Below are 26,178 nucleotides of genomic sequence, written 5' to 3' on the forward strand. Positions count from 1 at the left end.
TCAAGTCCATACATGATATAAAATAGACTGGTGGGAGGAATATCGGTGAACGTACGTAACTCAACGTATAATTTCCAGAATGTCAGTAACGGATATGGATGCCATCCTCCAGCCCGTTCCCCGGATGCGCATGCGATGATACTGGTTTTTATGGCCTGCGTTACTAAACCTTAATAGATTAACATGAGGGGCTATGATGAGCTTTGTTCATAGACAACACAAAGAAACCACTTCTTAGAAAGGTTTAATCCTATTTTAAGAGTGGTTTCTTTTGTGTGCTACAGCCTCTGAAACAACCGCTCCCCGCTAACCCGTATATACCTGTACATTCCGGCGCAGCCCCCTGCCATTATAACTGCGTATATCAGCATAAGGAGATTTCCATTCACATTACTAAGAAGCATGAATAGAGCCGCTGGAGCAGCCAGACTGATGAATCCGAGAATCATCGACACCAGCACTGCTGCACTCTGCTTGATTACCGCAACCTCATTTGTCCATTCCAGCTTAGGCAGCTTCAGGTTCACAATAACGCCCAGCATGGCAGAGTAACAAGCGTAGATCACTGGGATCACAAGCATTAATATACTTTCGGCCCATCCAGTCCCCAGTGTATAGATAAGCAGTACCCAGCTTACGGCAATGACTGGCAACGTAAGGGTGAGATTCACGGCAACTTTACTGAGGATAATGGTAGGTTTAGAGACGGGCGAGCTTTGTAAAATCCACAGATGATTCCCTTCAAGCGAAATCGAACTTGCCGTGGTGCAGCTAATAATCACAAATAAGGAAACCACAAGCGGACTCAGCGTGCTCAAATACTGTGATAATTGCGGAATTTCAAGCAAGGCTCCGAGCTTCTCTGAACTGAGGAACAATAAGGAAACCGACATTACCAGTAACAGAACCATACCAATGCCTGTGTTCAGCACATAATTAGTAGAACTGAAGTAGCGGCGCAGCTCCTTGAGATACAACGCCTTGAATGCAGAATTTGCCTGCAACGGCTTCATAGTATATTTGCTGCCTGCGTGGCTTGTCATTAGTCCCGTATGGATAGCTTTGTACCGTGTTGCCAGCACTGTGGAGAAGAGTACAAATGCAAGTACAGACAGAGCAATAAAGAAGATCAATGAAGGTACCTGGTACGAGCAGACAGCATCCACATACACGGAAGCCAGAGGATACAGCTTAAAGATCGCATCACCCAGCCCAGCCCCTAAATCCGCAAGCTCCTGCTCGTCTCCGTTAAGATTAAATGAACCCAGCATGAGTACAATAATGAAGGCAAAAGTGAAGAGTATACTAATCAGCTTGCTTGCTCTAAACCTTGAAGATATCCAGCTGATCAATGAGCCAATAATCGTTGCCGCTATAATCGGCAGTAAGGTGATGAATAGAAGCGTCATTAGAAAAAACAGATAAAAAATCACACCCGGATTCACTTGCATCGCATATACCGTACCGGCCGGCAGCATAACCAGCAGGGTGAAAAACAGATTCATCACATATAGCTGAAGCACACGGCTCGCAACAACATGACTCGTCTTCACCGGCAGCGACATCACCATATCATAGTCCTTATAGCTGAATAATACACCACTGGCCTTATAGACCGTTGTGAAGAACCCGACCATCGAAGTGACAGCCATCATAATGGCCAGCAGCAAATCCATCCGTCCGAGCTCTTCAAAAGCCTTAGCCATCATGAAGCTGTAGCTGAAAGACATCGCTCCTATCATAAGTACACCAGCGATAATTGTTAGGCTGAGCAGCAGCGCCTTGCGTCTCTCTGCAGGATCTTTGGTATGCAGTGCTTTATTAAGGCCGAAGGAGGACATCAGCTGCAGCTTCGTTAACCTCCAGATATTAATCATTGTCGATCAGCTCCATGAATACTTCCTCAAGGCTATTCTTGCCCTTCACCTCTTCAGTGCTACCATGGGCAATCAGCTGGCCTCCCTTAATGATCGCGATCTTATTGCAAATCTTCTCGGCCGTATCCAGCACATGTGTCGAGAAGAAGATCGCCCCGCCGCTGCTGCACAGCTCAGCCATGATGGTCTTCAGCGTATGCGCAGCTTTGGGATCAAGGCCTACAAAAGGTTCATCGAGCACTAAGAGCTTAGGCTCATGAATGAGCGCGGAGATGATGGCGAGCTTCTGCTTCATCCCGTGAGAATACGAGGAGATCATATCGCCCAAATTGGCCGTAAGCTGAAAAGCATCACTGTATTTCTGGATGAGCCGCTCACGGTTTGCCTTGGATACGCCAAAGAGATCGCCGATGAAATTCAAGTACTGAATGCCGGTAAGATGATCGTACAGATCGGGATTATCCGGAATATAGGCAAGTTTCGCCTTGCAGGCTAACGGATCTTTTTTAATGGAGATTCCATCAATTTCAATTTCCCCTTCTTCAAAATCAAGCACGCCCACTACAGCGCGGATAGTCGTTGTTTTGCCCGCCCCGTTGTGACCGATGAAGCCATAGATATCGCCCCGCTCGACCACTAAACTGAGGTCATCCACTGCCTTTTTTCCGCCCTTATAACTCTTCGTAAAATGTTTGATCGTCAGCATTTCCTCTCACCTCTTCATTGGTGTTAGCAAATAACTATAATACGTATAGCCTGCGCTAATCGTTCATTTTCACTAAATACCAATCTCCCGCATTTTCGCCGTGAGCTTGTTCACCCGCTCCTCAATATCCTTGCCGCTGTATTTTGGCAGCCGCATTTCGCTCACAATTCTGCCGTCACACATGAACATAATCCGCTCCGTCTTCGCTGCAATCGTTGCATCATGAGTGACCAGCATGACCGCCGTACCCTCCGCATTGATCTCGGACAGCAGGTCCATGATCTCCTGGGCAGCTTTCAGGTTAAGCGCACCGGTCGGCTCGTCACCAAAAATAATTCTCGGGCTGCTCATCAATGCGCGGCATATCCCTGCACGCTGAAGCTGCCCTCCCGAGGCCTGCGTAATATCCCGCTTCGCCAGCTCCGCGATTCCCACCTTCTGCATAAGCTGTCTTGCTTGCTCTGTAATCCCTGCGGCGTTTCGTCTGTTGTCACGCATGGATGGAAGGATAATATTATCCAGGATGTTCAAGTTCTTCATTAGTGTCGGCTGCTGAAACACAAAGCCCATTCCCGTTCTGCGCAGGTCAGCAAGCTCATTCTCCGCAAGTGTCCCCAGATCCCTGCCGTCAAAAGTAACCCGTCCGCCGTCCATCCGCTCCATTCCGCTCAGCGCAAACATCAGCGTCGACTTACCAGAGCCCGAAGGTCCCATAACTGACACGAACTCCCCTTCTTTAATTTCGATAGACACTCCGTCCAGAACATTACGCTTGTCATCACCGGTGCCGTAATGTTTGGTTATATTTATACCGGTAATCATCTTCTTCATCTCCATGACCTACTCCTTAATATTCCCGGATATTTGAATTCGTCCTGTTCCTGCTGTACCGATAATCGTGGCGATCAGCACTGAGCCTGCCATCATCAGCGGACATAATACATACGCCGATAGCGGATTGATCACGAACTTGAACGATGAAGCTCCAAACGAGGAAATCAGTACACCCGCAAGTACCTGCCCGAGCGTGTTTGCCAGCAATGTGCCGAGAACCATCCCGATAAGCAGCACGAATACCGAACGTGAGAAATATTGTACAGTCAGATCCGAATTCGTAAACCCGAGTGACTTCATGACGGCAATGGCATGCCGGTCCTTGGCCACAAGCATCCGCATAAACAACAGCGTAATCAGTACATTGATGAACAGCATCACGATAATGGCTAACCGGGAGGCCTTACCGACTGAGCTGATGGTAGAGCCGAAGGTCTGTGTAACATATTCATCAATCCCCGACACCTTCGCATAATTGAAGCGGTCCGCATATTCGGTTACCTTACTGCCGGTTAGCGATGGATCTGCAAGCTCCGCATAAATAACGGACCACATGGCTTCCGCTGAATTCGTGGTGAATACGGCTTTGGCCGTTTTTCCGCCATTGGTAACATCCGAATAAATTCCGCATACTGTAAGCTCCCTGGGTTCCCCGTCAACCAACAGTGTAATGGGATCCCCAGCCTTTTTGCCCAGCTCATCAGCATTCACAGCCGAGAGGGCAACTTCGTCCTCTGCAGCCGCCCCACGTCCTTCAGAATAGGCTACAGGGAAAATTGAATGGTCACCGATCTCAACCTTTAACCGTTCCACTGATCCATTCTCCAGCTTCACCTTGAGAGCCTGTGTTGTAAGTACAGCGTATCGGGAGATGGCTGTGTCGTTCTCCATGACCTGAGCAATATCAGCAGCCTTCTCAGTAATATTGCCGGTCTGCTGAATATCCAGGCGCAGATCACTGTCTCCGATTCCCATGTAGGTGATGAAGCTTTTGGAGGCAATCGTATTGTAGAGGTTCTGGGGAACAATCATTATAAATGCAGAAATTATGAGTACAGCGAGCATTGTGCCATATAGCCTTTTCCTCGACAGGACATCCTTGATACCTAGAAAAACATTCGTATTCAGCAGCCGGTTCCCGCTCAGATTGAAACGCTTCGAGCCCGCCAGTTGTTCCTGTGAAGTACCGAAGCGGATGGCTTCTGCAGGGGAAATCTTCCGGAAGCGTGTCAGCACCCTGTTCACATAAGCGGTAACCGCAAGGAATACAAGCAGTACGCCAATGACTCCGCAGCCTAAGGCAAGCGCAGAGTTCTCACTCTCCCCCATGTATAACCTGATATTCTCAAGCAGCAGACCTCTGAATAGGAACGAAAGCGCAAATCCGAGAACACTGCCCAGCGCCGCCACACCTGCGTATTTCGCAAGATAGATCTTCTTCAGGTCAGAAACACGTAATCCGATGGCTTTCATCACACCGATCTCACGGTAATCGCTCTCTATAGTTGCAAGGAGTGTAAAACGTATACACATAAATGCGATAACAACAACTAGCACACTTGCCAGGAGGATGACCGCGATCATAAGTCCGTCGGAAATAGCATTCACCATTTTGAACAGGGGATAGGTTAGGGTTGGTCCGTTGGCTTCTAGACCTGCAGTGGTGTAGTCTGTTTCGAATGCGCCAAGCATGGACAGATCTCTGAGTCTGAACTCAATCAGATATTCTGTGCTTCCGAAACCCTGAATTTCCGCATAATCATGCTGGCTTATAAGGAATCTCTTCGACGAGGCGAGCGGCGAGTTCATCTGTGAATCACGCAGAAATCCTGCTACAGTGAAATTCTTGCCGGCGACGTTGGCCGTACTCCCCACTTTTGCTGAGCCATCCTTCATATAGCTTACCGGAACATAGACCTCACCGTCAGCTGCCGTAATCACGTTCCCGTCCAGGTCCAGCAGATAATCAAATTTCCCGCTTTGCGTGCTGAAGCCGTTATCCTGAACGCTGTCCGCAAGCGATTGGCCGTCGATTACAATCCTCGCACCTTCAACATTGAGGAAATCAAGCACTTGAAATTTATCAACCTTGCTGTTCTGCTCGGCAAAAGCGGTAAACCGCGACTTATCCAGTTCACCGGAATGCATCTGCATGAAATGTGGTGTTCCGGCCTGCTTCATGAGCGTATCAATGGCTCCGGACAGATTGACGATCAGGATTGCTGACAGAGAAACAAGCATCGCAGCGGCCGCCACAAATATCATCGTGGTCAGAGTGGTCCCTTTGCTTTTGAGAATATCATTGCGGATTATTCGGTAGTACATATGTCACCCCTGTTCTCAAGGCTTCGAATCGATTTCAAATGATAAATGATGAGCGAGGCTACGCTTAACAGCAGCCCTGCGATAATAATGAGCAGTCCCATGCCCCGCCCGCTGCCTGTGCCGATGACCCTCCCCACGCTGCCTGCAAGCACTCCGCCTGTCACCAGCAATGGAGTGAACACATAATCTGCCAGCACACCCGCCAGCGTATATGCGGCGACAAACCCCAGTTGTGAAACCAGTCCGATCAGTGACCAGGCTCTTCCCTGAACGGAATTATCGATGTTGGTGCGGACCAGATAATCCAGGGCTGTGTTCGTGAATGGCAGCATGGCAAAAAAGAGAAACCCTGAAATGCCAATCAGCACAATATTCTCACGGAGTCCGAAAGCCGCCATACTTATTCCCGAGCAAAAGAGTGACACTGACAGGATTTTGACAAAACCCTTCTTGAGCGGCAGCATTCCTATAATCACACTCGACACAAGCATCCCCGAAGCAATAATAGTCTCAAGCGTACCTAATACCGCACTGTCCTTAAAAGTCAGGATCATCGGCATGGACAGGGTCTCAATGAAACCAATAAAAAATGTCATTACAGAGGTCATAACCACAAGCACCAGCACGCCCCGGTTACCGGAAACAGCTCTCCAGCCGTCTTTGAATTCACGGATAAAGGGTTGTGCCTGCCCGGAGCTCTTCGGGGAAAGACCGCTGCGTACAGCTAGCGTTACAGCAACGGTTACGAAAAATGTGCAGATGTCGATCACCAGCAGCAGCTTCACATCTGTAACCGCGAGCAGAAATCCGGCGATGACAGGCGAAATGAGATATTTGGCCGAACCCGCCACTTGAACAAAACCGCTAGCCTTCGTGTATTGCTCCTCGCTGAGCAGATCCGTAACCGTAGCCTTATAAGCCGGATCAAGCAGTGAGGAGAACACCGAGCTAATAGTCACTCCCGCACAAATCTGCCACAGCTGCGCTTCTCCGTTCAGTAAACAGATCAGTATGAAAATAAGTCCGGTTGCGGAAAGACTGTCGCCCAGTACCATCAGCAGCCTACGGTCATAGCGGTCCGCAAGCACCCCCGCTAGTGGACTTAATAACAGGGAAGGCAGAAACGCCAGCAAAGTTACCAGTGCCATCGCGGATGCCTGACCGGTCTGCTGAAAAATATAAATGCCCAGCCCGAACGAGGTAAGCCCGCTTCCTATTGCTGAAATCAGCTGCCCTGACCAGAGCAGCAGAAATTTACTGAACCCTTTGCCTGATCTATTCGCCGTTTTCATCTCTGGCTTCCTCTCCGTTACCGAACAAATGCATTACGCTCATCAGACTTCCGCTTTCGGCCCCGAGCAGCCTTTCTACATTCGAAATAAACGCCAGCACCCGTGACATGCGTACCTCATCCGTCATTTCAACCATGTCATCATCAAAAATCGTATTCGCATAGATCACAACCATTTCCATACATTCATAGGGATACTGTGTGTTGAATATTCCCTGCTCAATGCCTTCGCAGATAATCGGCGTCAGGATCGGCGGAACACCGCTGATGATGGCCTTTTGTATTTTCTGATGCATAAGCGCGTTCTGCGGCTTGTGGATATGCTCCATGATTTCCGTGCTGCTTCCGCTTCCGCCGCTAATGTTCAGTGCCATAACCACGCGGAGAATCCGGTCAATGACAGGTATGCTCTTGTCAGCGGCAATGTGCTGCGCAGCCCCCAGTATATTGACATTCGTCCGTTCAATCAGCGCATCCATAATATCCTCCTTCGACTTGAAGTGATAATATAGCGTCCCCCGTGCAATGCCGACCTTGCTCAGAATATCGCCCGTGCTGGTGCCGTCAAAGCCCTTCTGTCCGAAAAGAGCCTCTGCTGCGTCAAGGATTTCATTTCTGCGTATTTCGGCTTCTTTTACAATTCTCATGGTTTAGTTCTCCTCAAGTTGTACCGACCGACTGTCTGTCGGTAATTGATTATACAATAACATGCCTTTGCAGAGCTGTCGCGTTAAAAATGTTACAAACAAGTAGAAACGGCTTTGCCGTCCTTTTGTAAGGACGGTACCGTTTCAGCGAGAAATAGAAGGATAAGTTATCATGTGAAACATATAAATTCTTATATTTCAGGAAAAAAAGGGCGCAGCTCCGGCGCCTTTCTTCTTTTTTACATAGAGAATCACATTCTTATTACAACTTCAGTCTATTTAGATCATTGGATGAGGGATATAAAGTTCTTCCAGGTTTGTGATTTCTTCAGGTGTCAATTGAACAGACAATGCCGAAACCGAATCTTCAAGCTGGCTGATGCGGGTCGACCCGATGACCGGAGCTGTGACCTCCTCCTTGTGCAGCAGCCAGGCAAGGGCAATCTGTGCGCGCGGTAGTCCACGGTTCGCCGCAACCTCGGCAACTCTCTGTGCAACCTTGCGGTCTGCTTCTTCTGTTCTGATAAACATCGCCTTGGCTACCTGGTCATTCTCTGATCGTTCGGTGCGTTGATCCCAATCCCGGGTTAACCGGCCCGCGGCCAGAGGCAGGTAAGGAGTGATGCCTACGCCCTGATCTTTACAAAGCGGGAGCATTTCCCTTTCCTCTTCCCGGTAGAGCAAGTTAAGTCTATTCTCCATAGCCATAAATCGTGTCCAGCCGTTTCGCTCTGCGGTGGACTGCGCCTTCGCAAACTGCCATGCCAGCATGGAGGATGCTCCAAGGTACCTAACCTTGCCAGCCTTCACTAAGTCATGGAGAGCCTCCATCGTCTCCTCAATCGGCGTATTCGGATCATAGCGGTGAATCTGATACAGGTCAATGTAGTCTGTTCCAAGCCGTCGTAGACTGTTATCAATTTCGGTCATTATGGTTTTACGGGAAAGCCCCATAGCATTCGGACCCTTACGCATTGGAACGAAGACCTTCGTGGCAATCACAGCTTCGTCCCGGCGGGCAAAATCCTTTATGGCCCTTCCGAGAATCTCTTCACTGGTACCATCGGAATACATATTAGCAGTACTGAAAAAGTTAATGCCTAATTCGATTGCTCTTTTAATAATCGGTCTGCTGTTCTCTTCATTCAACGACCACGGGGTATTGCCGCGTTCAGGTACCCCGAAGCTCATGGTTCCAAGACTTAACTTCGATACGTCCAAGCCGCTTCGTCCAAGCTTCACATATTCCATTGAATAGTCACACTCCTATATGTTTATGAATCCTCAGGTTGACGTGTCAACCAACAAACATACAATAGCATCTTGTGGTTGATACGTCAACCATGCTATGATCCTCCTATGGATAATATGAGCGAATTACACGAAGATGAAATGCGAATATGGAATATGTGGAAGGGCTCGTTCAAACGGATCTTTGGCCGCGTTGTGAAAGAGATGTCTGAGCATACAGGGCTATCCGAGGGCGATTTCGGAGTATTGGACCGGCTGGTACAATTCGGGGAAGGCAAGCTTCGCCAACAGGAGCTGGCTGACTCTATGGACTGGGATAAAAGCCGGTTATCCCATCATCTGACGCGGATGGAGAAACGGGGTCTCGTGCTAAGAAAACCGCTGGACACAGACCGGGGTGTACAAATCATCATTACTTCTGCCGGCCGATCCGCCCTGGAGGCAGCCCTTCCCATAGTCTCGAAGGCAATACGCAAGCATTTTCTGGACCAGTTAACCGATGAGGATATTAAGTCAATTACTACACTGGCGGAGAGAACGAAAACACCCTGACTACTTAAGATACGTCTGCCGCAATACATCATTACGGGCAATTCCCGGTACCTCCAGGGCCATCCCCTCGCGGGCTGGCCTCTTCTCTATGTTCATTGTCTATATGCGGAGTCACCTCGGAATGAATAGCTTCATGAATGTCACATACACAGGATTAACCATAAGACCTGCCGGGTTTACGGAATATCTCTTCCCCTTGTCCAACCGCCGGATTCGATCCCTTTCCTCCCGGTTCAGTGCAAAGTCGTAAATTTCGCTATTCTCTTGGATCCTCTGCGGATTTGACGACTTAGGGATCACAATACTCCCGCGCTCCAGATGCCAGCGCAAAATGACCTGCGCAACCGACTTGCGGTGAGAGCGGGCGATGGCTGTCAGCTCCGGATGCTCCAGCAGCACCTTGCTTCCCTGCCCTAGCGGCCCCCACGCCTCATGAAGAATCCGGTTCTGAACCATATAGTCATACAATTCGTTCTGTTGGAATTCAGGATGAGTTTCGATCTGATTCACCATCGGCATGATCCGGGCGTTCTTCTTGAGCTGCTCCAGATGCCGTATCCCGAAATTGGCAACACCTATGACTTTGATTCTTCCTTCATCGTACAGCTCCTCCATCGCCTTCCAGGCTTCTGCATAATGAGGACCGGCGAAATGGATCAGATACATATCGAGATACGTTACGTTCAGCTTCCGGCAAGTCTGCTCGAACGCCTTTCTCGTCGCATGATACCCAAGATCCGTCGTCCAGGCTTTGGAGGTAATGAAGAACTCCTCACGGTCAATGCCACTGTGCAGGATGACCCGGCCCAGTGCCGCTTCATTGCCGTAAATTTTTGCTGTATCGAAATGGCGGTACCCGCTCCGGATAGCATTCTCTACCGTCCGCTCAAAGGCTTCCCCATTCTTGATCTTATAGAGGCCGAACCCGAGTTGAGGAATGTTTACCCCGTTCACGGCTTGAACTGTCTGATTCATTGACGGTCTCCTCCCTTTTTCTTCCGGATTACGGCCCCGATGCTTAACTGTCACATTGTACAAGGGCCTTTTCCAATTCGCTTACTAAGCTTTTCAACAACATCAGCTTGCTTCCGGTGTCCAGACGATAATAGTTACGTGTTCCTTCTTTCCGGACGCTTATAATCTGTGCACCTTTCAATATTTTCAGATGATGCGAAACGGCCGGACGGGATAAGTGGGTTTCCACCCTTATCTCACCTACACGCATGCCGGGATTCTGCGGCCCTTGAAGCAAGGCCAACAGGATGGCCTGCTGGTCTCATCTCCGACCGCGTTCAGCACCTTGAGCGAGTTCCTAAATTCGATGGCAAGAGCAGCTACAAGTTCCTGGTCTACGGAAATCACCCCTTTTCGTTAAATCGTTTATTTCTTTGAACGGAAATAAGATACCACAAATTCCACCCCGCCTGCATTTCGGGAAAGAAATTCAAGAACCTTTCTTTCCCATAACAGGAAGCAAGGCCGTTACTTTACATTAGCTTGGCTAACCGCCGGATCTCATCGCTTAACCTTGGATTGACCGGATACACCTCTTCCAAGAAATCCAGAATGCATAGTGCCGATTCGGGCACATGATCGTATCCCTGAATCATCCCGCCGATAATCTCTGCAAAACGGGGGTATCTCTTCTCGAGCCGTCTTTCATTTCCAAACGGGTCGGGATAATAATCAATCTCGTCCTCCAGCAGATGGAGTACAGACAGAATCCTGTCTATCGCATGTCCCTGAATAAACCGCGTAGCGGATAGACGCTCACCTCTTGCATAACGTCCGAGGCCTACGTATAGATTGGTTAAGGCTTCGTTCAAAGGAAAGTCCAGGGAATCCTCCTTCGGGGAAGGGAGCGGTCTTAAAGGTCTGGCGATTGCCGAATTGGCAAAGTCCGGATTCTTCCATATCACCCGGCCCTCCGTGTAAGCGGCATCCGCCAGCTCCGATTCCTCGAATATAGCATATTCCGCGAAAATACCATCCTCGAACAACACCTTATATCCAAGGTCCGAATTCTTGAAGGCATAGGCAAGAGGCTGTATGGCTTCGAGCCAATCCAACTGGTCGATATATCTCCGGGTCACTCCCGGCTTCACAATAACGAAGAAATCCAAATCTGAATACTCATCCATCCGTGCCGTCTCGACCCCAACGGAACCAACACCTAATAATAATAGAGCATCGCCCGTACGCTCCAGTGACTTACCGATTTCGTCCAGCCGCTGCAGCAGCAACTCTGTTCTCAACATCTGAATCCTCCTCTGGTTCGGGAATGCAAAAAGGGTCCAACCCCACTTCTCAGCGAGGTTGAACCCTAAGGTTACATTGCCTTTATTAATCTACCGTAAAGTTATCATGTTTGAATTGTTGCTGTCAAGATATAAGCGCGCACCGGCAATTTGACAAAAGAAGTTTCATCTCTTATGTTGAAATGAGAGTAAAGGGGGATGTCCATTGGCGCTCGAACAGAGTGAGAACAACGTTACTAAGACAGTTATACATACAATCTCTTCTGTAGCGGAAGCTATTGCATTATTATCAAGTTATACCGAGGCTGACCAGCATTCCTATGCACAGCATGAGCATGAGCTGTTGCATCAAGCGTTATCTGCTGAGGCCAATGCCTTTATTACTAGCTGGAGAATAAGAAGCCGTTGGGATTTTATGTACCTGTATGAGTTTTTTATTCCGTTTCCCCATTTCAATGATATGGCGTTATTCCTGGATGAAATTTCCGGGCTGTCTGACGAGTCTTATCTATTCTATATTTTTGGCGGGGAAGTGCCACAGCAGCAGATCGCTGAAGCTTTGCTCCATCCGGATACAACTGCTGATCTGGGGGTCAATGCAGCCTCCATGTTTGGCGATAAGCCGGATTTCATGAAGGTCATGTTCACTGAAATCAAGCCGATCCGCGCATCGATCCAGCTCCTGCTGCAGGAGATAACAGACTCCGCTGTCTTTCGCGGGCATCTGCAGGCCAAACAAGGCTTATATGAGGCTGCCATTCAAGAAGCTCAAGCCTTCGGACTGGAGCCGCTTCACTTAGCGCAAAAGCTGATGGAAAAAACGTTTCGCAGAGTCAGTAACTACCAGACGTTTTACTTCATCCCTTCTTATTTCCTGACTCCCCATCATATCCGGATATTCGATAAACATAACTGCATCGTTATTTATGGCTGTTATAACGCTCCAATGAATACCCTGGAGCGAAGCCTGGAACTGGAGAAGCAGCTGAAGGCATTATCTGATCGGAACCGCATTATGATTCTGCGGATTCTCCATCAGCACAAGGAGTACGGGGCAAGGCTTGCGAACACACTCGATTTAACGACTGCGACGATCTCGCATCATTTGGAAATATTGAAGCAAGCCGGCTTGATCGTTGAGGAGAAGGTTGGCAACATTAAATATTTCGAGCTTGATCATTCCAGGTTCGGGAAGCTGCTGCAAGAGCTGAGTTCTTTTGTGCAAATGGAATAGCTGTGAATTAGACGATCATCCGTTAACCGGGTGGTCGTTTTTCATTTCATCACAAAAATGTACTTGCCTAAAACAGAAATCAGATGCTATTTTAATATAAGACGTTTATCTTATATAAGAAAGGTTATCATCTTACATGAGCACAGAAATCATTCAGGTGCATAATTTGAAGCGGACCTATCAAACCGAGGAAGGGATTTTCAGAAGAAAGCGAAAGGTCGTCGAGGCTCTTCAGGGTATCAGCTTTTCTGTGCGTGAAGGGGAGATTCTCGGGTTATTAGGTCCAAACGGCGCTGGTAAAACAACAACGATTAAAATATTGACCACACTGCTAACGCCGACATCCGGCGAGGTTCGTATTCTCGGGCTTGACCCCGTGAAGGAATTCAAGAGGCTGCGCTCACAGATCAACTTTATTCTCGGCGGAGAGCGCAATCTGTATTGGCGGTTATCAGCCTATGATAATCTCGCTTATTTTGCAGATTTATATAAAGTCCCCCGCCAGGTGCAGAAGAGCCGGATTCCACAATTGCTGGAGCTGGTAGGTTTGAGCGAAGTTGCCCACCGCAGAGTCGAAACCTTCTCCAAAGGCATGAAGCAAAAGCTGCAGATTGCCCGCGGTTTGGTGAACGAGCCGAGAATTCTGTTCCTGGATGAACCGACGATCGGGCTTGACCCGGTGAGCGCAAGGCAGCTGCGTGATATTCTGCATAATTTAAAGCGCCAGGGCACGACGATTCTGCTTACTACACATTACATGCCTGAAGCGGATGAGCTCTGCGACCGGATCGCTTTTATTGATAAAGGGCTGATTTCTGTACTGGACACTCCAGAGGAGCTTAAGAAGCGAATCGATCAAATTTCCGTTGTAACCTGCAGCATCTCTGAATTTACGGAGGAGGAACAGGCGATAATCACGGCGCATCCGGCAACCCTCCATCTGCAAATTGATCAGCCGGAGCAGCTGCAGCGATTGCGAATTCAAACCCGCTTTCCCCAAGAGCTCATCATGGAGCTGTATCATATTGCAGGCCCGGTAAGAATGGCGAATTTGTCGATTACAACGCCTACTTTAGAGGATGTCTATATTCAAATATTAGGCGGGGATGCCTCATGAGTTACACCCTTACCCCGGATCTGAGATCCTTACTCCATACGATTAAAGTACATATGAAGCTCTCGCTCGCCCGTCCAATGTTCCAGTTTATTATCTTCCTGATGCCATTCCTGTTCTCGACCATAGCGATATTGGTATACGGAAATTCCTCTGCGGAGCAAATTTTTCAGTATGTTGTGCTGGGCTCCGGGTTCATTACCCTTTGGTCCTCCATCGTATTCTCTTCAGCCAGTGATGTTAACCGTGAGAAGTACTATGGAACTTTAGAACTGTTGTTCACAGCCCCTATCCCATTCGGGCTTACGCTGGCCGGCAAAATTATAGCCAACACCCTATGGGGAACATTATCCATGCTTATTTCTTATTGTTATTTAATCGTCATTTACCGCGTTCCAGTGATTATTGGGCATCCGTTGCAATTCATACTTGCTTACCTATTTGTCCTATGCGCGCTGTCGGTCTTCTCCTTCTTTCTTGCTATGTCTTTTACGCTGTCCCGTCAGGCTTATGCCCTGATGAACATGTTGGAATATCCGGTGTATCTCATATGCGGGTTCATGTTTCCCGTCTCCGTACTTCCGGACTGGGTCAAGCCTTTATCCTGGGTGCTGCCCCCTACTTGGGCCATAGAATTACTAAGAATCATTAGCAGGAAGGATATGAAACAGGATGAGCTTATTGTTGCTTGGGGAGCACTGCTGATGTTAACCGTCTTTTATCTCGTTATTTCTCTTGCCTACTACCGGCTTGTAGAGAGACGAGCCAGAATAAATGGAAATTTAGGGGTGTTCTAAAATGAAATCTGTTGCCCGGTTTTACCGTCATGCGCACCTATCGTTCAAAGCACTGTTCGGCTGGCTTAATCCCGGTGTCTATCTGATGGTTATGGTCATTAACCCGTTAAGCCAATTGCTCTTCTTCGCAATGCTGGCCAAATACGCTTTTCAGGGAAGCAATCTTGCCGGTTATGTGGTTTCGAATGCGCTTCTGTTGTGCGTGATGAACGCGGTCTTCGGAATGATGACCGTTATCAATACTGACCGACAGATGGGTACACTGCAATTGGTAGTGGCAAGCCCTGCCAGCAAAATTGCCGTCTTTTTTGCCCGGGCTATATTTCATATTGTCAGCGGCCTATTCACGGCAGCTCTTGGACTCGCTTTCGGAATGCTGATCTTTGGGCTTACCTTCTCGGGTGAGCAGCTTGCATGGCTTGGCCTCGTGTGGACCGTATCCATTTCCGCTGCCTGCGGACTCGGGTTTGTGATCTCAAGCTTTGCGCTCTGGTCACCGTCGATGCATATCTGGTCCAATCTGCTTGCAAGCGTGTTACTTCTGTTCAGCGGAGCCAGCTTCCCGCGTTCTCATATGCCGGACTGGATGTACAGATTATCTGAATTTTTCCCGCTAACAAGAGGTGTAGAAGCGACGAAACTGCTCATTCGTACCGGGGATAATGGATTTACAACCCTCCTTACCCAGATGGCCGTAGAGGGTTTGCTTGGATGCGGCTTTTTTCTCCTGGGTATACTGCTGTTCTATTATGCGGAATATTTAGCAAGGGTTAAAGGCACTATGGAGATGGAGTAGGATACATAAGGCCTTCAGGAATGAAGGTTTTATTCGTTCTTCCAATAGACATTAATCTTCAGGCCTGGATATGGTATCCTTGATGACAAGTGAATATTGGGGGGGATACGTATATGATTACCGCTACAGCGGCAAGAATCATAAATTTTTTGCCGGATAAATGGGTCATATCCATATCGAAAAATATAATAAATAATTACCTGAACAAATATGCAAATATACATATAACCGGCAGTGAAAACTTAAAAGAAATACAAACACCCACTATTTTTGTAAGTAATCATCTAAGCAATTCGGATGGATTAGTGCTGGACAAGGCTCTAAAAGCGATTGATCCTACTTTTGTAGCTGGGGAAAAGCTGTCAAATAATGCAGTGACCAGCATCGGTGTCCATGTACTGAAGACTACTACTATTAAGCCCAATACCGCTGACAAAGAGGGTCTCGAAAAGATAATAAAGCTTGTTAAACAAGGGGAAAGCTTACTGATCTTTCCGGAAGGAACCCGAAGCAGAGCCAGCAGTTTGATTGAAGCGAAGAAAGGTATCCTTCTTATAGCAAGATTAACCGGAGCTCCCATTGTACCTGTCGGGTTATATGGGACAGAGAAGCTTTTACCCATTCATCAAGATGGCGATATGAAGGCGGAAACGTTCAATAAGGCAGATGTGCATATCCAGATCGGACAACAATTTGAATTACTCCAGCGGGCGAAGGATCAGGATAAAAAAGAATATGAAGAGTTCACCCTCACCTACATAATGAAAAAAATAGCAGAATTATTACCCGAAGGCTATCGGGGAGTCTATAAATAATCTGAGCCATCCTTTGAAATTTCTAGGCCATCCTTTGCGGATGGCCTTCTTTCAGTTCAGCGACTTGCCCCAGGCGCAGTAATCAGAATCTTACTGGCAAGAGCAATGGTCTGTGTACGTTCCGCTTCAGTAAGCCCTGCGGTTACCTCCGTAATCTGACGCTCAATCTGCTCGCCTACTTCATGAATAATCTGCCACCCCGCAGCAGTTGCCCTCACATTGAATCCCCGTTTGTCGGCGGGTGACACGATTCGCTCAACCAGTCCGCGTCGCTGGGCCCGGTCCACCAGTCCGGTAATGCTGGATTTATCGAGTCCCAGATGCTTGGCCAGCTGCAGCATGCCCGGTTCCCTGTCGCGCAGGATACCCAGCAGCCGAATCTGAATGATCGAGAGATCATGCTCCGCCCCTATTCTGGCGAGAATGTTCTGGATCAGGAAGGATAGCTGCACCAGACTGTCCACAATCGACAGATCATCCAGCTTATCAAAAGAATCATCGTAACTGCTCATATACGCCCCTCCGGGATTCATCATTTATCTAACCTGCTGTCCACATTGTATCATAATCGCCGTTGACTTTGTACGTGAAACAAACTATATTTGTTTGTATTACAAACTTATTAGTTTGTTTTACAAACAAAAAAACGCCCATGGGGCAAATGGAGGCCAATATTATGTATGCTGCTATTGTACGATCCTTCGATTCAGGTCCGAAATATGAAATCCACGATACTCCGGTACCCTTGGGAGAACATGAAGCTCTGGTTGATGTGCTTGCAGCCGGATTGCATCTCCGGGTACGGGCACAGGCTAATGGCTCTCACTATACCAGTACGGATGAATTGCCGCTGATCCCTGGTGTTGACGGGGTAGGAAGGCTGCCGGACGGTCAGTTAGTCTATTTCGTTACAACAGATACTGCTCTAGGATCTTTTGCCGACAAAACCGTAATTGACCTGCGGCGCAGTGTGCCAATTCCGGCTCATGCCGATCCTGTGCTCATCGCTGCCGCTATGAATCCGGCCATGTCAGCCTGGGTGACCCTGCGCCGCCGGGTTCAGGCGAAGTCCGGGTTCAAGGTTCTGATTCTGGGCGCTACCGGCAATTCCGGACAGATGGCTGTCCAGATCGCCAAGCTTATGGGCGCCAGTCAGATTATCGCTGCCGGGCGGGACCCGGAGCGTCTCCGTTCGCTTACGCCGCTCGGCGCTGATGTAACAGTGTCGCTTGCGGGTGATCCACAAGCATCCGCCCTGCGCCTCGGCGAGGCTGCTTCCGAAGTGGATATCGTTCTTGACTATCTTTGGGGCGAACCTGCCGGGCTGGCTATGATTCCGCTGCTGACCCGCCGGGCTGACCGCAGCCGGCTCTTGACCTGGATCCAGATTGGTTCTGTTGCCGGAGCGGATGCCGCTATCCCTTCTGCCGCACTCCGCTCGGCCAACTTCCAGATCATCGGCAGCGGCCAAGGGTCTGTGACTCCGGCCGGATACTTAGCCGAATTCCCGGCGCTCATCGATGCGATTGCTGGAGGCAAGCTTATTGCGAACCCAATTGCTTGTCCGCTGTCCAAGATTGAAGAAGTGTGGAATACTCCGGCTGGCAGTCAGCAGCGGGTAGTATTCACGCCGGAGAATTAAGTAATCCCCTGACCTGGATTATCTAAGCAGGCCCTTGTCCGGCTTTTGTCAAGCTTTGTTATCCCGGTTGTAACTTCTCCTCTTGATAAATCTGGAAAGTGAGTGATAAACTTAGCAGGGCATCCCGCATAAGGAAGCATGCTTACTCTCTACAAAACAGGAGGCCGAAGAATAATTGGCGATTTATTTAGTAAGACACGGCAAAGATGATGAAGGATTCCGTGGCGGATGGAGCCAGCGGGGACTAATCACGCAAGGTTACCGACAATCTGAGAAGCTCGGCCGCTATCTTCAAGATAACCAATCTTCATTTAATATAAAGCGCATTGTCAGCAGTGATCTGCAGCGGGCTCTGGATACGGCTGGTGAGCTGGCAAGAGAACTCAGATTGCCGATAGAGCGCAGTATGGACTGGAGGGAAATGAATAATGGCGTGATCGCCGGCATGCCGAACGAAATCGTAAATGAACGGTTTCCGGGTTTGTATTTCTCCGGTTTACGGATGGACGAGCGCTATCCCGGCGGCGAAAGCCCGTTGGAGTTCTTCACACGCATCAAGGAAGCGTTCGGCCGCTTATGCGAAGAACAGGCCAACCGACATCCGGAAGGTAACCTCATGATTGTTACTCACGGCGGAGTCATTAACATCATCTATCATATTATAAAAGAATTAGACTGGAACAACCGCGGCAGTAAATTCCCGGCTTCCTATACCGGATTGCACACCATTGAGAATCAGGACGGCAAATGGATCGTTTCCCTTGAGAATTATACTGTGTAGCTTACAAAAAAGGCAGACCCGCCAGCCATTACGGCTTTTGAGTCTGCCTTTTTTTCAAACCTAAATCTATTCTTCTAACTGAACATCCGGACGGTCCGGCAGCTGTTCAAGGTAACTGTTAGACATATTCAGCAGCCGCTGCACGTTATTGAACTGTGCCTCAGTCGATCCGCCAGCAATCACCGAATTATCCTTCTGGCTGAAGTTGGTTCCGTCCGCGTAGGCTTCTCCGGTTACATAAATACTTGAATTATTGATAAAAGAGCCCGTCGGCAGGAAATGCCGGACCGGTAACAAATTAGTCTCCTGATTCAGCAGATCCTCCCCGAAGTGAAGCTGATTCTGAACGGAGACGCCCAGCAGATTGGCTACAGTCGGCAGAATATCAATCTGTCCTCCGGTATGACCGACCTCGGCAGGCAGTATTCCGGACGGTGAGTGTACAATGAACGGGATATTGAACATGTCGGTATAACCGTACTCATACCCGATCAGCTCTTTCAGCCAGTCCTTCTCCTTATCGCCAAGCGCATAGAGCGGTACGCCCTGGTGATCCCCGTAGAATACAATCAGGCTGTCGTCCCACACTCCGCTGGCCTTAAGTTCATCCAGGAACTGCCCCATCGCATAATCCGCATAATTCTGGGATTGGATATAGTCGCCAAGCAAGGTCCCCTGATACTGCTCAGGCAGAGTCATCTTAAGCTTATCCTCCGGCAGACGGAAAGGATGATGAGCACTCATGGAGATGACCATGGCATAGAACGGTTCTTCCTTCGCATCCAGAGCGGCCAGCTCGGGAACGGTTTTGGCGAACAGCACTTCATCTGAAGATCCAAAAGCAATAGGGTCATCGTCGCCATAGAAGCTCTGATCATAATACTTGTCGAATCCGATGGCTTTGTAGAGTTCTTTACGGTTCCAGAATTCCACACTGTTGGTATGGAAGGTATACGTCTGATAGCCGTCTGATTTCAGCAGACCCGGCAGGCTCGGCAGCGTTTTGTTCATATAATTGGAAGAAGTCGCCGGCTCATTCTTGGGTACATAAAAAGAAGTATTCACCACGAACTCCGCGTCCGAGGTTGTGCCCTGGCCCGCGTCCGTGTAAAAGTTATTAAAGTAGGTATTGTCTTTCACCAGCTTATTAATGTTCGGCGTAACTTCCTGCCCGTCAATGGTCAGGCCGATCAGGAAGTTCTGGAGGGATTCCATCTGTACCACGATCAGATTCTTGCCTTTGTCGGCAGCGAAATACTGCGGGGACTCAGGCACGGTAATACCTTTCAATTCATTCACAGCCGTCTGCGTAATCTCTTTGTTGTCGATGATTTCTTCCTTCTCTGTAGTGTCGGCGAACAGGGTATATACCTCGTAGTTGAGAATGCCCATACTCTCGGCTTTCTTGATCTCATTCATACTCGCATGGTTCGGCCAAATATTGAAGATACACAGTCCGATGGAGACAGCAGTGATCACTGTCAGCACCGGCCGGTTCATCCGCACGGTACCTCTTTCTTTCCAGCGTGAAATATATTTTGGACGGAACATCAGGAACAGGAAGAACACGACGTCTACGAAGATAAACAGATAATAAGGGGTGATGAGGGAATAGGTGCTCTCCCCTACCTTCGTAACTTTGTCGGCCTGCTGCAGCGCATGATACGTCGCAATGACGCCATAATACTTGTAGTACATCAACACAGCGAAATAAATGACCGTTATAAAAAGATTGGCCACCATGTAATAGAGAATCTTCCGCTTGCGTGCCAGCCACTCGATGAGACTGAACACAATGAGGAAAAATGGAATTTCCGTAAACATTGTGCCCCAGTTAGGCCCGTCATTAAAAACAACATACCACGCCACCCCACTCTTGAGCAGCAAGAGAAAAGTGAACAGCAATATAGGCTTGTTGCGGATATCAAATGATTTTTTCATAAGTAGTCTCTATCTCCTTCTATTTCAGAAAGAATTACATCACGTTTCAATAATATGCACAGCATGCGGTCTTTGCTCCAGCTGTTGCCATAGAAGGACTAGCGATGGGTCACTTCCTCACATTTGTTGTAGGCGTAAATTGTACTACTGAATTAAAGCACAAATTACGTAGGTTATCAACCTATTTTAATTACTCAGATAAAAACGGCAATGCCGTCCTCCGGGGACGGCATCTGTTTCATCCTTCATACTCGAAGGGATCGTCGCACGAGTAAATCTCATCGAAAAATCCGTTATACAGAATATCGTCTTCCAGGCATTTAATGAGAAAAGACAGCCGCCCGTCACATTCCGGTTCCCCGCCGTTATTCCGCATGACCTCGAAGGCATCCACAACACTTTCCATCAGGGTTGCTTGGATGAATAAAGGCAGCTGATCCAGCACAGCCGGTTTAATCCGGGTCTCTGACCGGTACCCAGCGAGAACGGTTGCAAAGTAAGCATCCATGAATTCCTTGCGTTTACCCGGATCGGGTTCAAATTGTATCCAGCCTACTCCATGTGTCCAGAGAGCTGCCAGCTCAAACATATACCAGCCGAAACAGCAATTGTCGAAATCGTATACAGTAATTTGTCCGGTATCATAATCTATTGAATAATTCCCGTCATTGAAATCGAAATGTAGCATTCCGTAAGTCTCCCCGTTCACTTCCACTTCTCGCAGGGTGTTAAGCAGCTCAATCAGCTTCCCCTTAAGCAAGGTCAGGGATTCAGGAATCAGCTCATCCAGATATGCGGGATTGTATTTGTCAAAAAAGCTATACCGGCGATGGACCGGCGTGTACTCTTTGGATAACTGATGCAGTTTCCCCAGCACTTTACCGCAGTTATAATAATATTCGGTAATGGGCACTCCTTCCCTGTACCGGTAATGATGCTCCACCAGCATTGTTCCTGCAGCCTTAGTGAACAGGCTGACAAAATACCTGTGATTATCGTGAGTAATCTCTTCCAGCAGATTCCCGTTCCGGGAGCTGATCACATTCGCGACGCTGCCTCCATGCTCATACAGGTAGCGGACATACTCCAGTTCACCCAGGAAATCGTCGCGGCTCCGGTCAGGCAGGAAAGCGAACCTGAGTATTTTGGGGCTGGCGCCTGCTTTTTCACAGGTGTATACAATATTACGCCCTCCCTCATGCGCTTCAATCTGCTCGAACTCGTAGCCGTTTAACCCGTACAATTCGGATACCAGGGGAAGTAAGTGTGCAGTACTTTTCTGGGCAACCTCAATATAGTTTATAATATCTCCTCCAAATCTAATTTGCGCGGCGATTTCCTGTGCCGGAATCCCAACCACCATATTTTACCAAAGAAGCCACTTAAGCTCCAGGGATAGTTTTTATATATTCAAACTTTACTGCCATTTATTTCTTTTTGTTTCCATACAACCATCCGCCACTGATTGAGTTCACTTCGCCCTTAGCAATGATTAGAATGCCATTTTACTGATCCGCACAAAGAAGAAAAGATCTTGTATATTCAGACGTATCCGACTGAATAATAAATAACCAAACACAAAAAACAGCCCCGGTCATTCGCTGACCATCGAGCTGCTTTCTATTCTTATAAACAACCGTTCGAAGGAATTACGCCTGCGGTTAAGACGTATAACTCTTACCCAGTCCCAGGCTGGTCAGCAGTTGTCTGTAGGCAATCGATGTCCGGTCTGCCGGGATATGGGCTTCCGCCTGCAGATCGAGCGGCAGATCCTCCGGAGTCTGCGACTCCACCATCTCCGCGTCCTCCTGGAACACCTGCAGATTGAACTTGATCGTATCCTCTACAGGGGCGCTCTTGTCAAAGTTACGGGAGATCGGGCAGAACAGCCGGGTATAGCGGGCGGATACCGGGGATGCACAGTTCAGAATCTTCAGCCTGCCCTCATCCGGGAAATAGACAGTCAGCGAAGCGGCAAACGGTGCAAAGACGCGGAACTCGCGCAGCCACATGAACCCTTCGGGTGCAGGGTTCTCCTGACCTTTGCCGTAGTTGCTGACCGTGCTCCAATACTCCGCTACCAGCTCCGTATCTCCTTCACGCCATACTTTATACTGGGGGACCTCTGTGTTGTTGCGGTCACCGAAGGTTGCCGTATGCACGTAAGCGAAATGCGATACATCCAGGAAGCCTTCCATCTGCCGCCCGGAGGAACCGGCAATATCAAAGCTCGGAATTAGAATATTAATGTAGTCGGGATCCTCCCAGGCCGGAAAAGAAGGGATTTGCTCCGGCGCGCCAGCAAGGCAGGTCCAGATCAGGCCATAACGTTCCACGGCGGGATAGACAATCAATTTCAATTTGGGTGAGATCTTGCTGCTTGGATGTGCCGGCACCGCCGTACACTTTCCTTCACAGTTATACCGGAAGCCGTGATACGGGCACACAATCTCACCGTTCTCAACCCAGCCTTTGCTTAAAGGCGCTCCACGGTGGAAGCAGAGGTCCCGGGCAATGACCACCTTGCCTTCGCTGCGGTACAATACCAGCTTCATATCCAGCAGCTTCACCGGAACAGGTTTATCCTGAACCTCATCTGCGGCCGCCACCGGGTACCAATACTGGGCCAGTATACGCCAGTCTTCTGGCGAGAAGGTGCAATCACGCGGGAGCTCCAGTTGTTCCTGCCGTTTCTTTTCCTCTATCATGACCGCTCCACCTCTCAATTCGCTATGAATGCATAAGATGATTTAATTATATGTTAGAATAACTAACTTGTTGTGTATATTTTAAACTGATTTCGCTGCTAAAATCAATTACAAATCCATTATTTTTGTAATTTCGCCTAAATTACACCCGTCAATGTTATGCATCATGACATAACGAGGGCAAAACCTTAATAGATGTATATTCAGGCCATCCTCCGCAAAAGTTAACTGTTGCGCTACCGTAAGCTGCAATACATACAACATTGTGAATGGTACCGCTTTGCACACTGGTCACCGGGTGCTTTCAAGTATATATGTCTAGTAAGATTCGCCTAATAATAGTTTCTAAAAATAACTTGCTTTATTTAAGTTATAAGCTATAATAAAAACATAAGAGCTACTTCAAAAAACTTACAACCACATTCGAGGAGGAATTACAATGACAACATTAAACATCGGAATTATTCTGGGAAGTACCCGCCAAGGCCGCGTTAGCCCGCAGGTAGGCGAATGGGTGAAAGGTATTGCAGATGCACGCGGAGATGCCAATTACGAAATCGTGGATATTGCCGACTTCAAACTACCGCTTCTCGGTGAAACCGACAGCTATGCGGAAGCCCAAGCGTGGGCAGCCAAGCTGGCAACACTGGACGGCTTCGTATTTATCGTACAGGAATATAACCACAGTCTTACCGGAGCACTCAAGAATGCCCTGGACTCCGCCCGTGAAGAATGGAACAACAAGGCAGCCGGTATCGTAAGCTATGGTTCAGCCGGAGGCGTCCGCGCCGCTGAGCATTTACGCGGAATTCTCGGCGAGCTGTCCGTAGCGGATGTTCGCGTACACCCTCTGCTCTCATTGTTCACTGATTTCGAGAACGGCTCCGTCTTCAAACCTGCCGATCTTCATATCGCCAATGTTAACGCCATGCTCGATCAGGTTCTGGCCTGGAGCGGCGCCTTGAAGACTTTGCGTCAGTAAATAAAAGGTAATGGCAACGCATCAACGTCATTAATATAGGAAAAAAGGGGTCTCAACCGCCAGAAATGGCTATTGAGACCCCTTTTATATTGAGATGGGTTGATGGAAGGATAGATAGGATAGCGGAACTATGTGAGAATGCTGCGCGAACAGACTGTTGCTCCAAGCGCTGTGAGAATAACGGAATACGACTACTCCACATACTCTAATCGTTGCCAGCAGAATGGAGTATTTAGACATAAATGTTGCACGTTTTGCAACTTGTATTGGCATATACCAAGGTGTTCAGGCAGATGGTTGTATGAAATACAATAATTGTCACGCTAAACCGCATACTGGAGGAGAATTGCTGTTTTTTGTACAACATTATCGGATTCGGACCGAAATTATGGTTCATCCGAAACCCCCTTCATACCCACAAGTCTAATCCTATCTTTAAGATCATTCATCAGGGACACCCGCTCCTTCTTATCGTGACAACAGCCTGCTGATCAGCTCCCGGCGGCTGGACACACCTGCTTTGGCAAAGATTGATTTCAGGTGATCCTGAACGGTATAAGCAGAGATATGGAGCGACTCCGCCAGTTCCTTGGTGGATAACCCCAGCAGCAGCATCTCTGCAAGCTGTTTCTCGCGTGCGGTTAAGGTAAAGGCATCGGCCAGCAGGCGGAATACATCGGAGGATCTGGCATTTACAAAAGAAACGGCCAGCATACCTTCCGGACCGTCCAGCCTGCTGGCCGTAACGGTCAGATAAGCCCCATCCCCGGTTTGGAGGCATATTTTAGCGCTTGAAGGGACAGCACTGGAAGCTTTCTCCTCCGCTACAACCCGTAAGCACACGGCCCGGACCGGCCCCGGCAATACTCCCGCATCCAGACGTTCGAACTGCCGCATCTGCTCCAGCCAATAATTCGCCGCTGTATTCGCACTCAGCGTAACCAGCCGCTCATTCAGCATCATAATTCCGTTATCTTCCGGTGCTCCGCTGTCCGAATCCTTGCCGGGCTGCGATGTGGCGTAACTGCGCAGTCCGGCAGCAACCAGCGGAGCAACGGAAGCGATCCGGGCACATTCCTGCGCTTGAAACGGATGGCTATCCAGCGGACGGAACAGAGTCAGGAAGCCCCAGCAGACCCCGCCTGCCATGAGCGCTGCGCGCAGCTCATCTCCGAATCCGGCGGGCTGCAGTACTTTGCGGTAACGCTCACTCTTCTCAAGGCTTCCGCCCGTAACTCCGCTTAAGCAGGCTACCGGAAGCTCCGCCTTGGCCAAGTGCTCATACTTCATATAATCCTCATGCAGATATTCATATTCGAACAATACAGAGTGCACTGCTGAAAGCCCCTGCTCTGTTACCGCTCCGGTGGTAAGAAGCGTATGCGGATCTACTGTCGTGCAGCAGGCCGCGGCAAACGGAATAACGGAACGGAGTTTAGCGATAACCGCTTCCCTGTATTGCTGTGAATTCATAGCTCCCCCGCCCCGGGCCGGGTCCAGCTTCAGAATGCTTTTCATCGCCTCGTTCATCTTGGTGTCCTCTCTAAATCCCACATATGTGGGATGGTCTCCCGTCCTTGAAATCCGGATAATGAAACATAATTCCTATTATATCGCAGGCAAGCTT

Annotated in this window: 23 protein-coding genes and 1 pseudogene; 9 read left to right on the plus strand and 15 right to left on the minus strand. The window is 48.7% G+C overall.

The window, feature by feature from the left end; all coding sequences use genetic code 11:
- Positions 1-278: 278 nt before the first annotated feature.
- From MKZ24_RS24900 to MKZ24_RS24930, 7 genes are all read right to left on the minus strand, one after another.
- On the minus strand, positions 279-1,877 hold the full coding sequence (locus MKZ24_RS24900) for a hypothetical protein (protein WP_042235336.1): 1,599 nt from the start codon (positions 1,875-1,877) through the stop codon (positions 279-281).
- The gene (locus MKZ24_RS24905) at positions 1,870-2,583 is read right to left on the minus strand and encodes an ABC transporter ATP-binding protein (RefSeq protein ID WP_042235334.1); all 714 of its coding nucleotides are present in this window, start codon (positions 2,581-2,583) and stop codon (positions 1,870-1,872) included. The genes MKZ24_RS24900 and MKZ24_RS24905 overlap by 8 nt, the downstream gene beginning before the upstream one ends.
- A gap of 72 nt (positions 2,584-2,655) precedes the next feature.
- Positions 2,656-3,414: an ABC transporter ATP-binding protein gene (locus MKZ24_RS24910; protein ID WP_197073116.1), complete on the minus strand. Its 759-nt coding sequence runs from the start codon at positions 3,412-3,414 to the stop codon at positions 2,656-2,658.
- Positions 3,415-3,423: 9 nt separating this feature from the next.
- On the minus strand, positions 3,424-5,742 hold the full coding sequence (locus MKZ24_RS24915) for an ABC transporter permease (protein WP_042235331.1): 2,319 nt from the start codon (positions 5,740-5,742) through the stop codon (positions 3,424-3,426).
- Positions 5,727-7,034: an MFS transporter gene (locus MKZ24_RS24920; protein ID WP_042235329.1), complete on the minus strand. Its 1,308-nt coding sequence runs from the start codon at positions 7,032-7,034 to the stop codon at positions 5,727-5,729. The genes MKZ24_RS24915 and MKZ24_RS24920 overlap by 16 nt, the downstream gene beginning before the upstream one ends.
- Positions 7,018-7,680, minus strand: coding sequence for a TetR/AcrR family transcriptional regulator (locus tag MKZ24_RS24925; protein WP_340787806.1), 663 nt, complete (start codon positions 7,678-7,680; stop codon positions 7,018-7,020). Before MKZ24_RS24925 ends, MKZ24_RS24920 begins: the two co-directional genes overlap by 17 nt.
- Before the next feature lie 279 nt (positions 7,681-7,959).
- Positions 7,960-8,931 (minus strand): aldo/keto reductase, encoded by a 972-nt coding sequence (locus MKZ24_RS24930; RefSeq protein WP_340787808.1) that lies wholly within the window; start codon positions 8,929-8,931, stop codon positions 7,960-7,962.
- Positions 8,932-9,048: 117 nt separating this feature from the next.
- Between MKZ24_RS24930 and MKZ24_RS24935 the strand changes: the two genes are divergently transcribed.
- Complete coding sequence (locus MKZ24_RS24935; RefSeq protein ID WP_340787810.1) at positions 9,049-9,483, plus strand: MarR family winged helix-turn-helix transcriptional regulator; 435 nt, start codon at positions 9,049-9,051, stop codon at positions 9,481-9,483.
- A gap of 111 nt (positions 9,484-9,594) precedes the next feature.
- On the opposite strand, the gene MKZ24_RS24940 is transcribed toward MKZ24_RS24935, so the two are convergent.
- The 3 genes and pseudogenes from MKZ24_RS24940 to MKZ24_RS24950 all read right to left on the minus strand — a co-directional run bounded on the left by MKZ24_RS24940 (position 9,595) and on the right by MKZ24_RS24950 (position 11,741).
- A complete protein-coding gene (locus MKZ24_RS24940; protein WP_340787813.1) occupies positions 9,595-10,458 on the minus strand; it encodes an aldo/keto reductase in 864 nt (287 codons plus the stop codon).
- A 43-nt stretch (positions 10,459-10,501) separates the two neighbouring features.
- Positions 10,502-10,845 (minus strand): annotated as a pseudogene (locus MKZ24_RS24945) (ArsR/SmtB family transcription factor).
- A 125-nt stretch (positions 10,846-10,970) separates the two neighbouring features.
- Complete coding sequence (locus tag MKZ24_RS24950) at positions 10,971-11,741, minus strand: hypothetical protein (RefSeq protein ID WP_340787816.1); 771 nt, start codon at positions 11,739-11,741, stop codon at positions 10,971-10,973.
- Positions 11,742-11,946: 205 nt separating this feature from the next.
- Between MKZ24_RS24950 and MKZ24_RS24955 the strand changes: the two genes are divergently transcribed.
- The 5 genes from MKZ24_RS24955 to MKZ24_RS24975 all read left to right on the plus strand — a co-directional run bounded on the left by MKZ24_RS24955 (position 11,947) and on the right by MKZ24_RS24975 (position 16,497).
- Positions 11,947-12,975, plus strand: coding sequence for an ArsR/SmtB family transcription factor (locus MKZ24_RS24955; protein WP_052416276.1), 1,029 nt, complete (start codon positions 11,947-11,949; stop codon positions 12,973-12,975).
- A 136-nt stretch (positions 12,976-13,111) separates the two neighbouring features.
- Positions 13,112-14,092, plus strand: coding sequence for an ABC transporter ATP-binding protein (locus tag MKZ24_RS24960; RefSeq protein WP_042235317.1), 981 nt, complete (start codon positions 13,112-13,114; stop codon positions 14,090-14,092).
- On the plus strand, positions 14,089-14,886 hold the full coding sequence (locus MKZ24_RS24965) for an ABC transporter permease (RefSeq protein WP_042235315.1): 798 nt from the start codon (positions 14,089-14,091) through the stop codon (positions 14,884-14,886). The genes MKZ24_RS24960 and MKZ24_RS24965 overlap by 4 nt, the downstream gene beginning before the upstream one ends.
- A 1-nt stretch (position 14,887) precedes the next feature.
- The gene (locus MKZ24_RS24970) at positions 14,888-15,682 is read left to right on the plus strand and encodes an ABC transporter permease (RefSeq protein ID WP_340787825.1); all 795 of its coding nucleotides are present in this window, start codon (positions 14,888-14,890) and stop codon (positions 15,680-15,682) included.
- Positions 15,683-15,795: 113 nt separating this feature from the next.
- Positions 15,796-16,497 carry a lysophospholipid acyltransferase family protein gene (locus MKZ24_RS24975; protein ID WP_042235312.1) on the plus strand — a complete coding sequence of 234 codons (702 nt, stop codon included), beginning with the start codon at positions 15,796-15,798 and terminating at the stop codon, positions 16,495-16,497.
- Between the two features lie 56 nt (positions 16,498-16,553).
- Here MKZ24_RS24975 and MKZ24_RS24980 read toward each other — a convergent pair whose 3' ends face one another.
- Positions 16,554-17,009: a MarR family winged helix-turn-helix transcriptional regulator gene (locus MKZ24_RS24980; protein WP_340787829.1), complete on the minus strand. Its 456-nt coding sequence runs from the start codon at positions 17,007-17,009 to the stop codon at positions 16,554-16,556.
- Positions 17,010-17,173: 164 nt separating this feature from the next.
- On the opposite strand from MKZ24_RS24980, the gene MKZ24_RS24985 reads away from it, so the two are divergent.
- Both MKZ24_RS24985 and MKZ24_RS24990 read left to right on the plus strand, forming a co-directional pair.
- Entirely contained in the window at positions 17,174-18,139 is a 966-nt protein-coding gene (locus MKZ24_RS24985; protein ID WP_340787832.1) for a quinone oxidoreductase family protein, read from the plus strand.
- Between the two features lie 175 nt (positions 18,140-18,314).
- Positions 18,315-18,920 carry a histidine phosphatase family protein gene (locus tag MKZ24_RS24990; RefSeq protein WP_042235308.1) on the plus strand — a complete coding sequence of 202 codons (606 nt, stop codon included), beginning with the start codon at positions 18,315-18,317 and terminating at the stop codon, positions 18,918-18,920.
- A gap of 66 nt (positions 18,921-18,986) precedes the next feature.
- Here the strand turns inward: MKZ24_RS24990 and MKZ24_RS24995 are convergent, their stop codons facing one another.
- The 3 genes from MKZ24_RS24995 to MKZ24_RS25005 form a co-directional block, all read right to left on the minus strand.
- Entirely contained in the window at positions 18,987-20,861 is a 1,875-nt protein-coding gene (locus MKZ24_RS24995; protein WP_042235307.1) for an LTA synthase family protein, read from the minus strand.
- Between the two features lie 238 nt (positions 20,862-21,099).
- Positions 21,100-22,104 carry a phosphotransferase enzyme family protein gene (locus MKZ24_RS25000; protein WP_042242274.1) on the minus strand — a complete coding sequence of 335 codons (1,005 nt, stop codon included), beginning with the start codon at positions 22,102-22,104 and terminating at the stop codon, positions 21,100-21,102.
- 418 nt (positions 22,105-22,522) lie between these two features.
- Positions 22,523-23,569: an aromatic ring-hydroxylating dioxygenase subunit alpha gene (locus MKZ24_RS25005; RefSeq protein WP_340787837.1), complete on the minus strand. Its 1,047-nt coding sequence runs from the start codon at positions 23,567-23,569 to the stop codon at positions 22,523-22,525.
- A 439-nt stretch (positions 23,570-24,008) separates the two neighbouring features.
- Between MKZ24_RS25005 and MKZ24_RS25010 the strand changes: the two genes are divergently transcribed.
- Positions 24,009-24,551 (plus strand): NADPH-dependent FMN reductase, encoded by a 543-nt coding sequence (locus tag MKZ24_RS25010; protein WP_039308902.1) that lies wholly within the window; start codon positions 24,009-24,011, stop codon positions 24,549-24,551.
- Between the two features lie 468 nt (positions 24,552-25,019).
- On the opposite strand, the gene MKZ24_RS25015 is transcribed toward MKZ24_RS25010, so the two are convergent.
- Entirely contained in the window at positions 25,020-26,081 is a 1,062-nt protein-coding gene (locus tag MKZ24_RS25015) for a helix-turn-helix transcriptional regulator (protein WP_340787842.1), read from the minus strand.
- Positions 26,082-26,178: the final 97 nt, after the last annotated feature.

The organism is Paenibacillus sp. FSL R7-0297, from assembly GCF_038009025.1.
GTDB lineage: Bacteria > Bacillota > Bacilli > Paenibacillales > Paenibacillaceae > Paenibacillus_AQ.

What these genes read in the sequence shown, in the direction of transcription:
- MKZ24_RS24925 (WP_340787806.1), bottom strand. Translation starts at nt 7,680, where the DNA reads ATGAGAATTGTAAAAGAAGCCGAAATACGCAGAAATGAAATCCTTGAC.
- MKZ24_RS24915 (WP_042235331.1), bottom strand. Translation starts at nt 5,742, where the DNA reads ATGTACTACCGAATAATCCGCAATGATATTCTCAAAAGCAAAGGGACC.
- MKZ24_RS24910 (WP_197073116.1), bottom strand. Translation starts at nt 3,414, where the DNA reads ATGAAGAAGATGATTACCGGTATAAATATAACCAAACATTACGGCACC.
- MKZ24_RS24975 (WP_042235312.1), top strand. Translation starts at nt 15,796, where the DNA reads ATGATTACCGCTACAGCGGCAAGAATCATAAATTTTTTGCCGGATAAA.
- MKZ24_RS24980 (WP_340787829.1), bottom strand. Translation starts at nt 17,009, where the DNA reads ATGAGCAGTTACGATGATTCTTTTGATAAGCTGGATGATCTGTCGATT.
- MKZ24_RS24935 (WP_340787810.1), top strand. Translation starts at nt 9,049, where the DNA reads ATGAGCGAATTACACGAAGATGAAATGCGAATATGGAATATGTGGAAG.
- MKZ24_RS25010 (WP_039308902.1), top strand. Translation starts at nt 24,009, where the DNA reads ATGACAACATTAAACATCGGAATTATTCTGGGAAGTACCCGCCAAGGC.
- MKZ24_RS24900 (WP_042235336.1), bottom strand. Translation starts at nt 1,877, where the DNA reads ATGATTAATATCTGGAGGTTAACGAAGCTGCAGCTGATGTCCTCCTTC.
- MKZ24_RS24995 (WP_042235307.1), bottom strand. Translation starts at nt 20,861, where the DNA reads ATGAAAAAATCATTTGATATCCGCAACAAGCCTATATTGCTGTTCACT.
- MKZ24_RS24940 (WP_340787813.1), bottom strand. Translation starts at nt 10,458, where the DNA reads ATGAATCAGACAGTTCAAGCCGTGAACGGGGTAAACATTCCTCAACTC.
- MKZ24_RS25005 (WP_340787837.1), bottom strand. Translation starts at nt 23,569, where the DNA reads ATGATAGAGGAAAAGAAACGGCAGGAACAACTGGAGCTCCCGCGTGAT.
- MKZ24_RS24930 (WP_340787808.1), bottom strand. Translation starts at nt 8,931, where the DNA reads ATGGAATATGTGAAGCTTGGACGAAGCGGCTTGGACGTATCGAAGTTA.
- MKZ24_RS25015 (WP_340787842.1), bottom strand. Translation starts at nt 26,081, where the DNA reads ATGAACGAGGCGATGAAAAGCATTCTGAAGCTGGACCCGGCCCGGGGC.
- MKZ24_RS24950 (WP_340787816.1), bottom strand. Translation starts at nt 11,741, where the DNA reads ATGTTGAGAACAGAGTTGCTGCTGCAGCGGCTGGACGAAATCGGTAAG.
- MKZ24_RS24965 (WP_042235315.1), top strand. Translation starts at nt 14,089, where the DNA reads ATGAGTTACACCCTTACCCCGGATCTGAGATCCTTACTCCATACGATT.
- MKZ24_RS24960 (WP_042235317.1), top strand. Translation starts at nt 13,112, where the DNA reads ATGAGCACAGAAATCATTCAGGTGCATAATTTGAAGCGGACCTATCAA.
- MKZ24_RS24970 (WP_340787825.1), top strand. Translation starts at nt 14,888, where the DNA reads ATGAAATCTGTTGCCCGGTTTTACCGTCATGCGCACCTATCGTTCAAA.
- MKZ24_RS24985 (WP_340787832.1), top strand. Translation starts at nt 17,174, where the DNA reads ATGTATGCTGCTATTGTACGATCCTTCGATTCAGGTCCGAAATATGAA.
- MKZ24_RS24920 (WP_042235329.1), bottom strand. Translation starts at nt 7,034, where the DNA reads ATGAAAACGGCGAATAGATCAGGCAAAGGGTTCAGTAAATTTCTGCTG.
- MKZ24_RS24905 (WP_042235334.1), bottom strand. Translation starts at nt 2,583, where the DNA reads ATGCTGACGATCAAACATTTTACGAAGAGTTATAAGGGCGGAAAAAAG.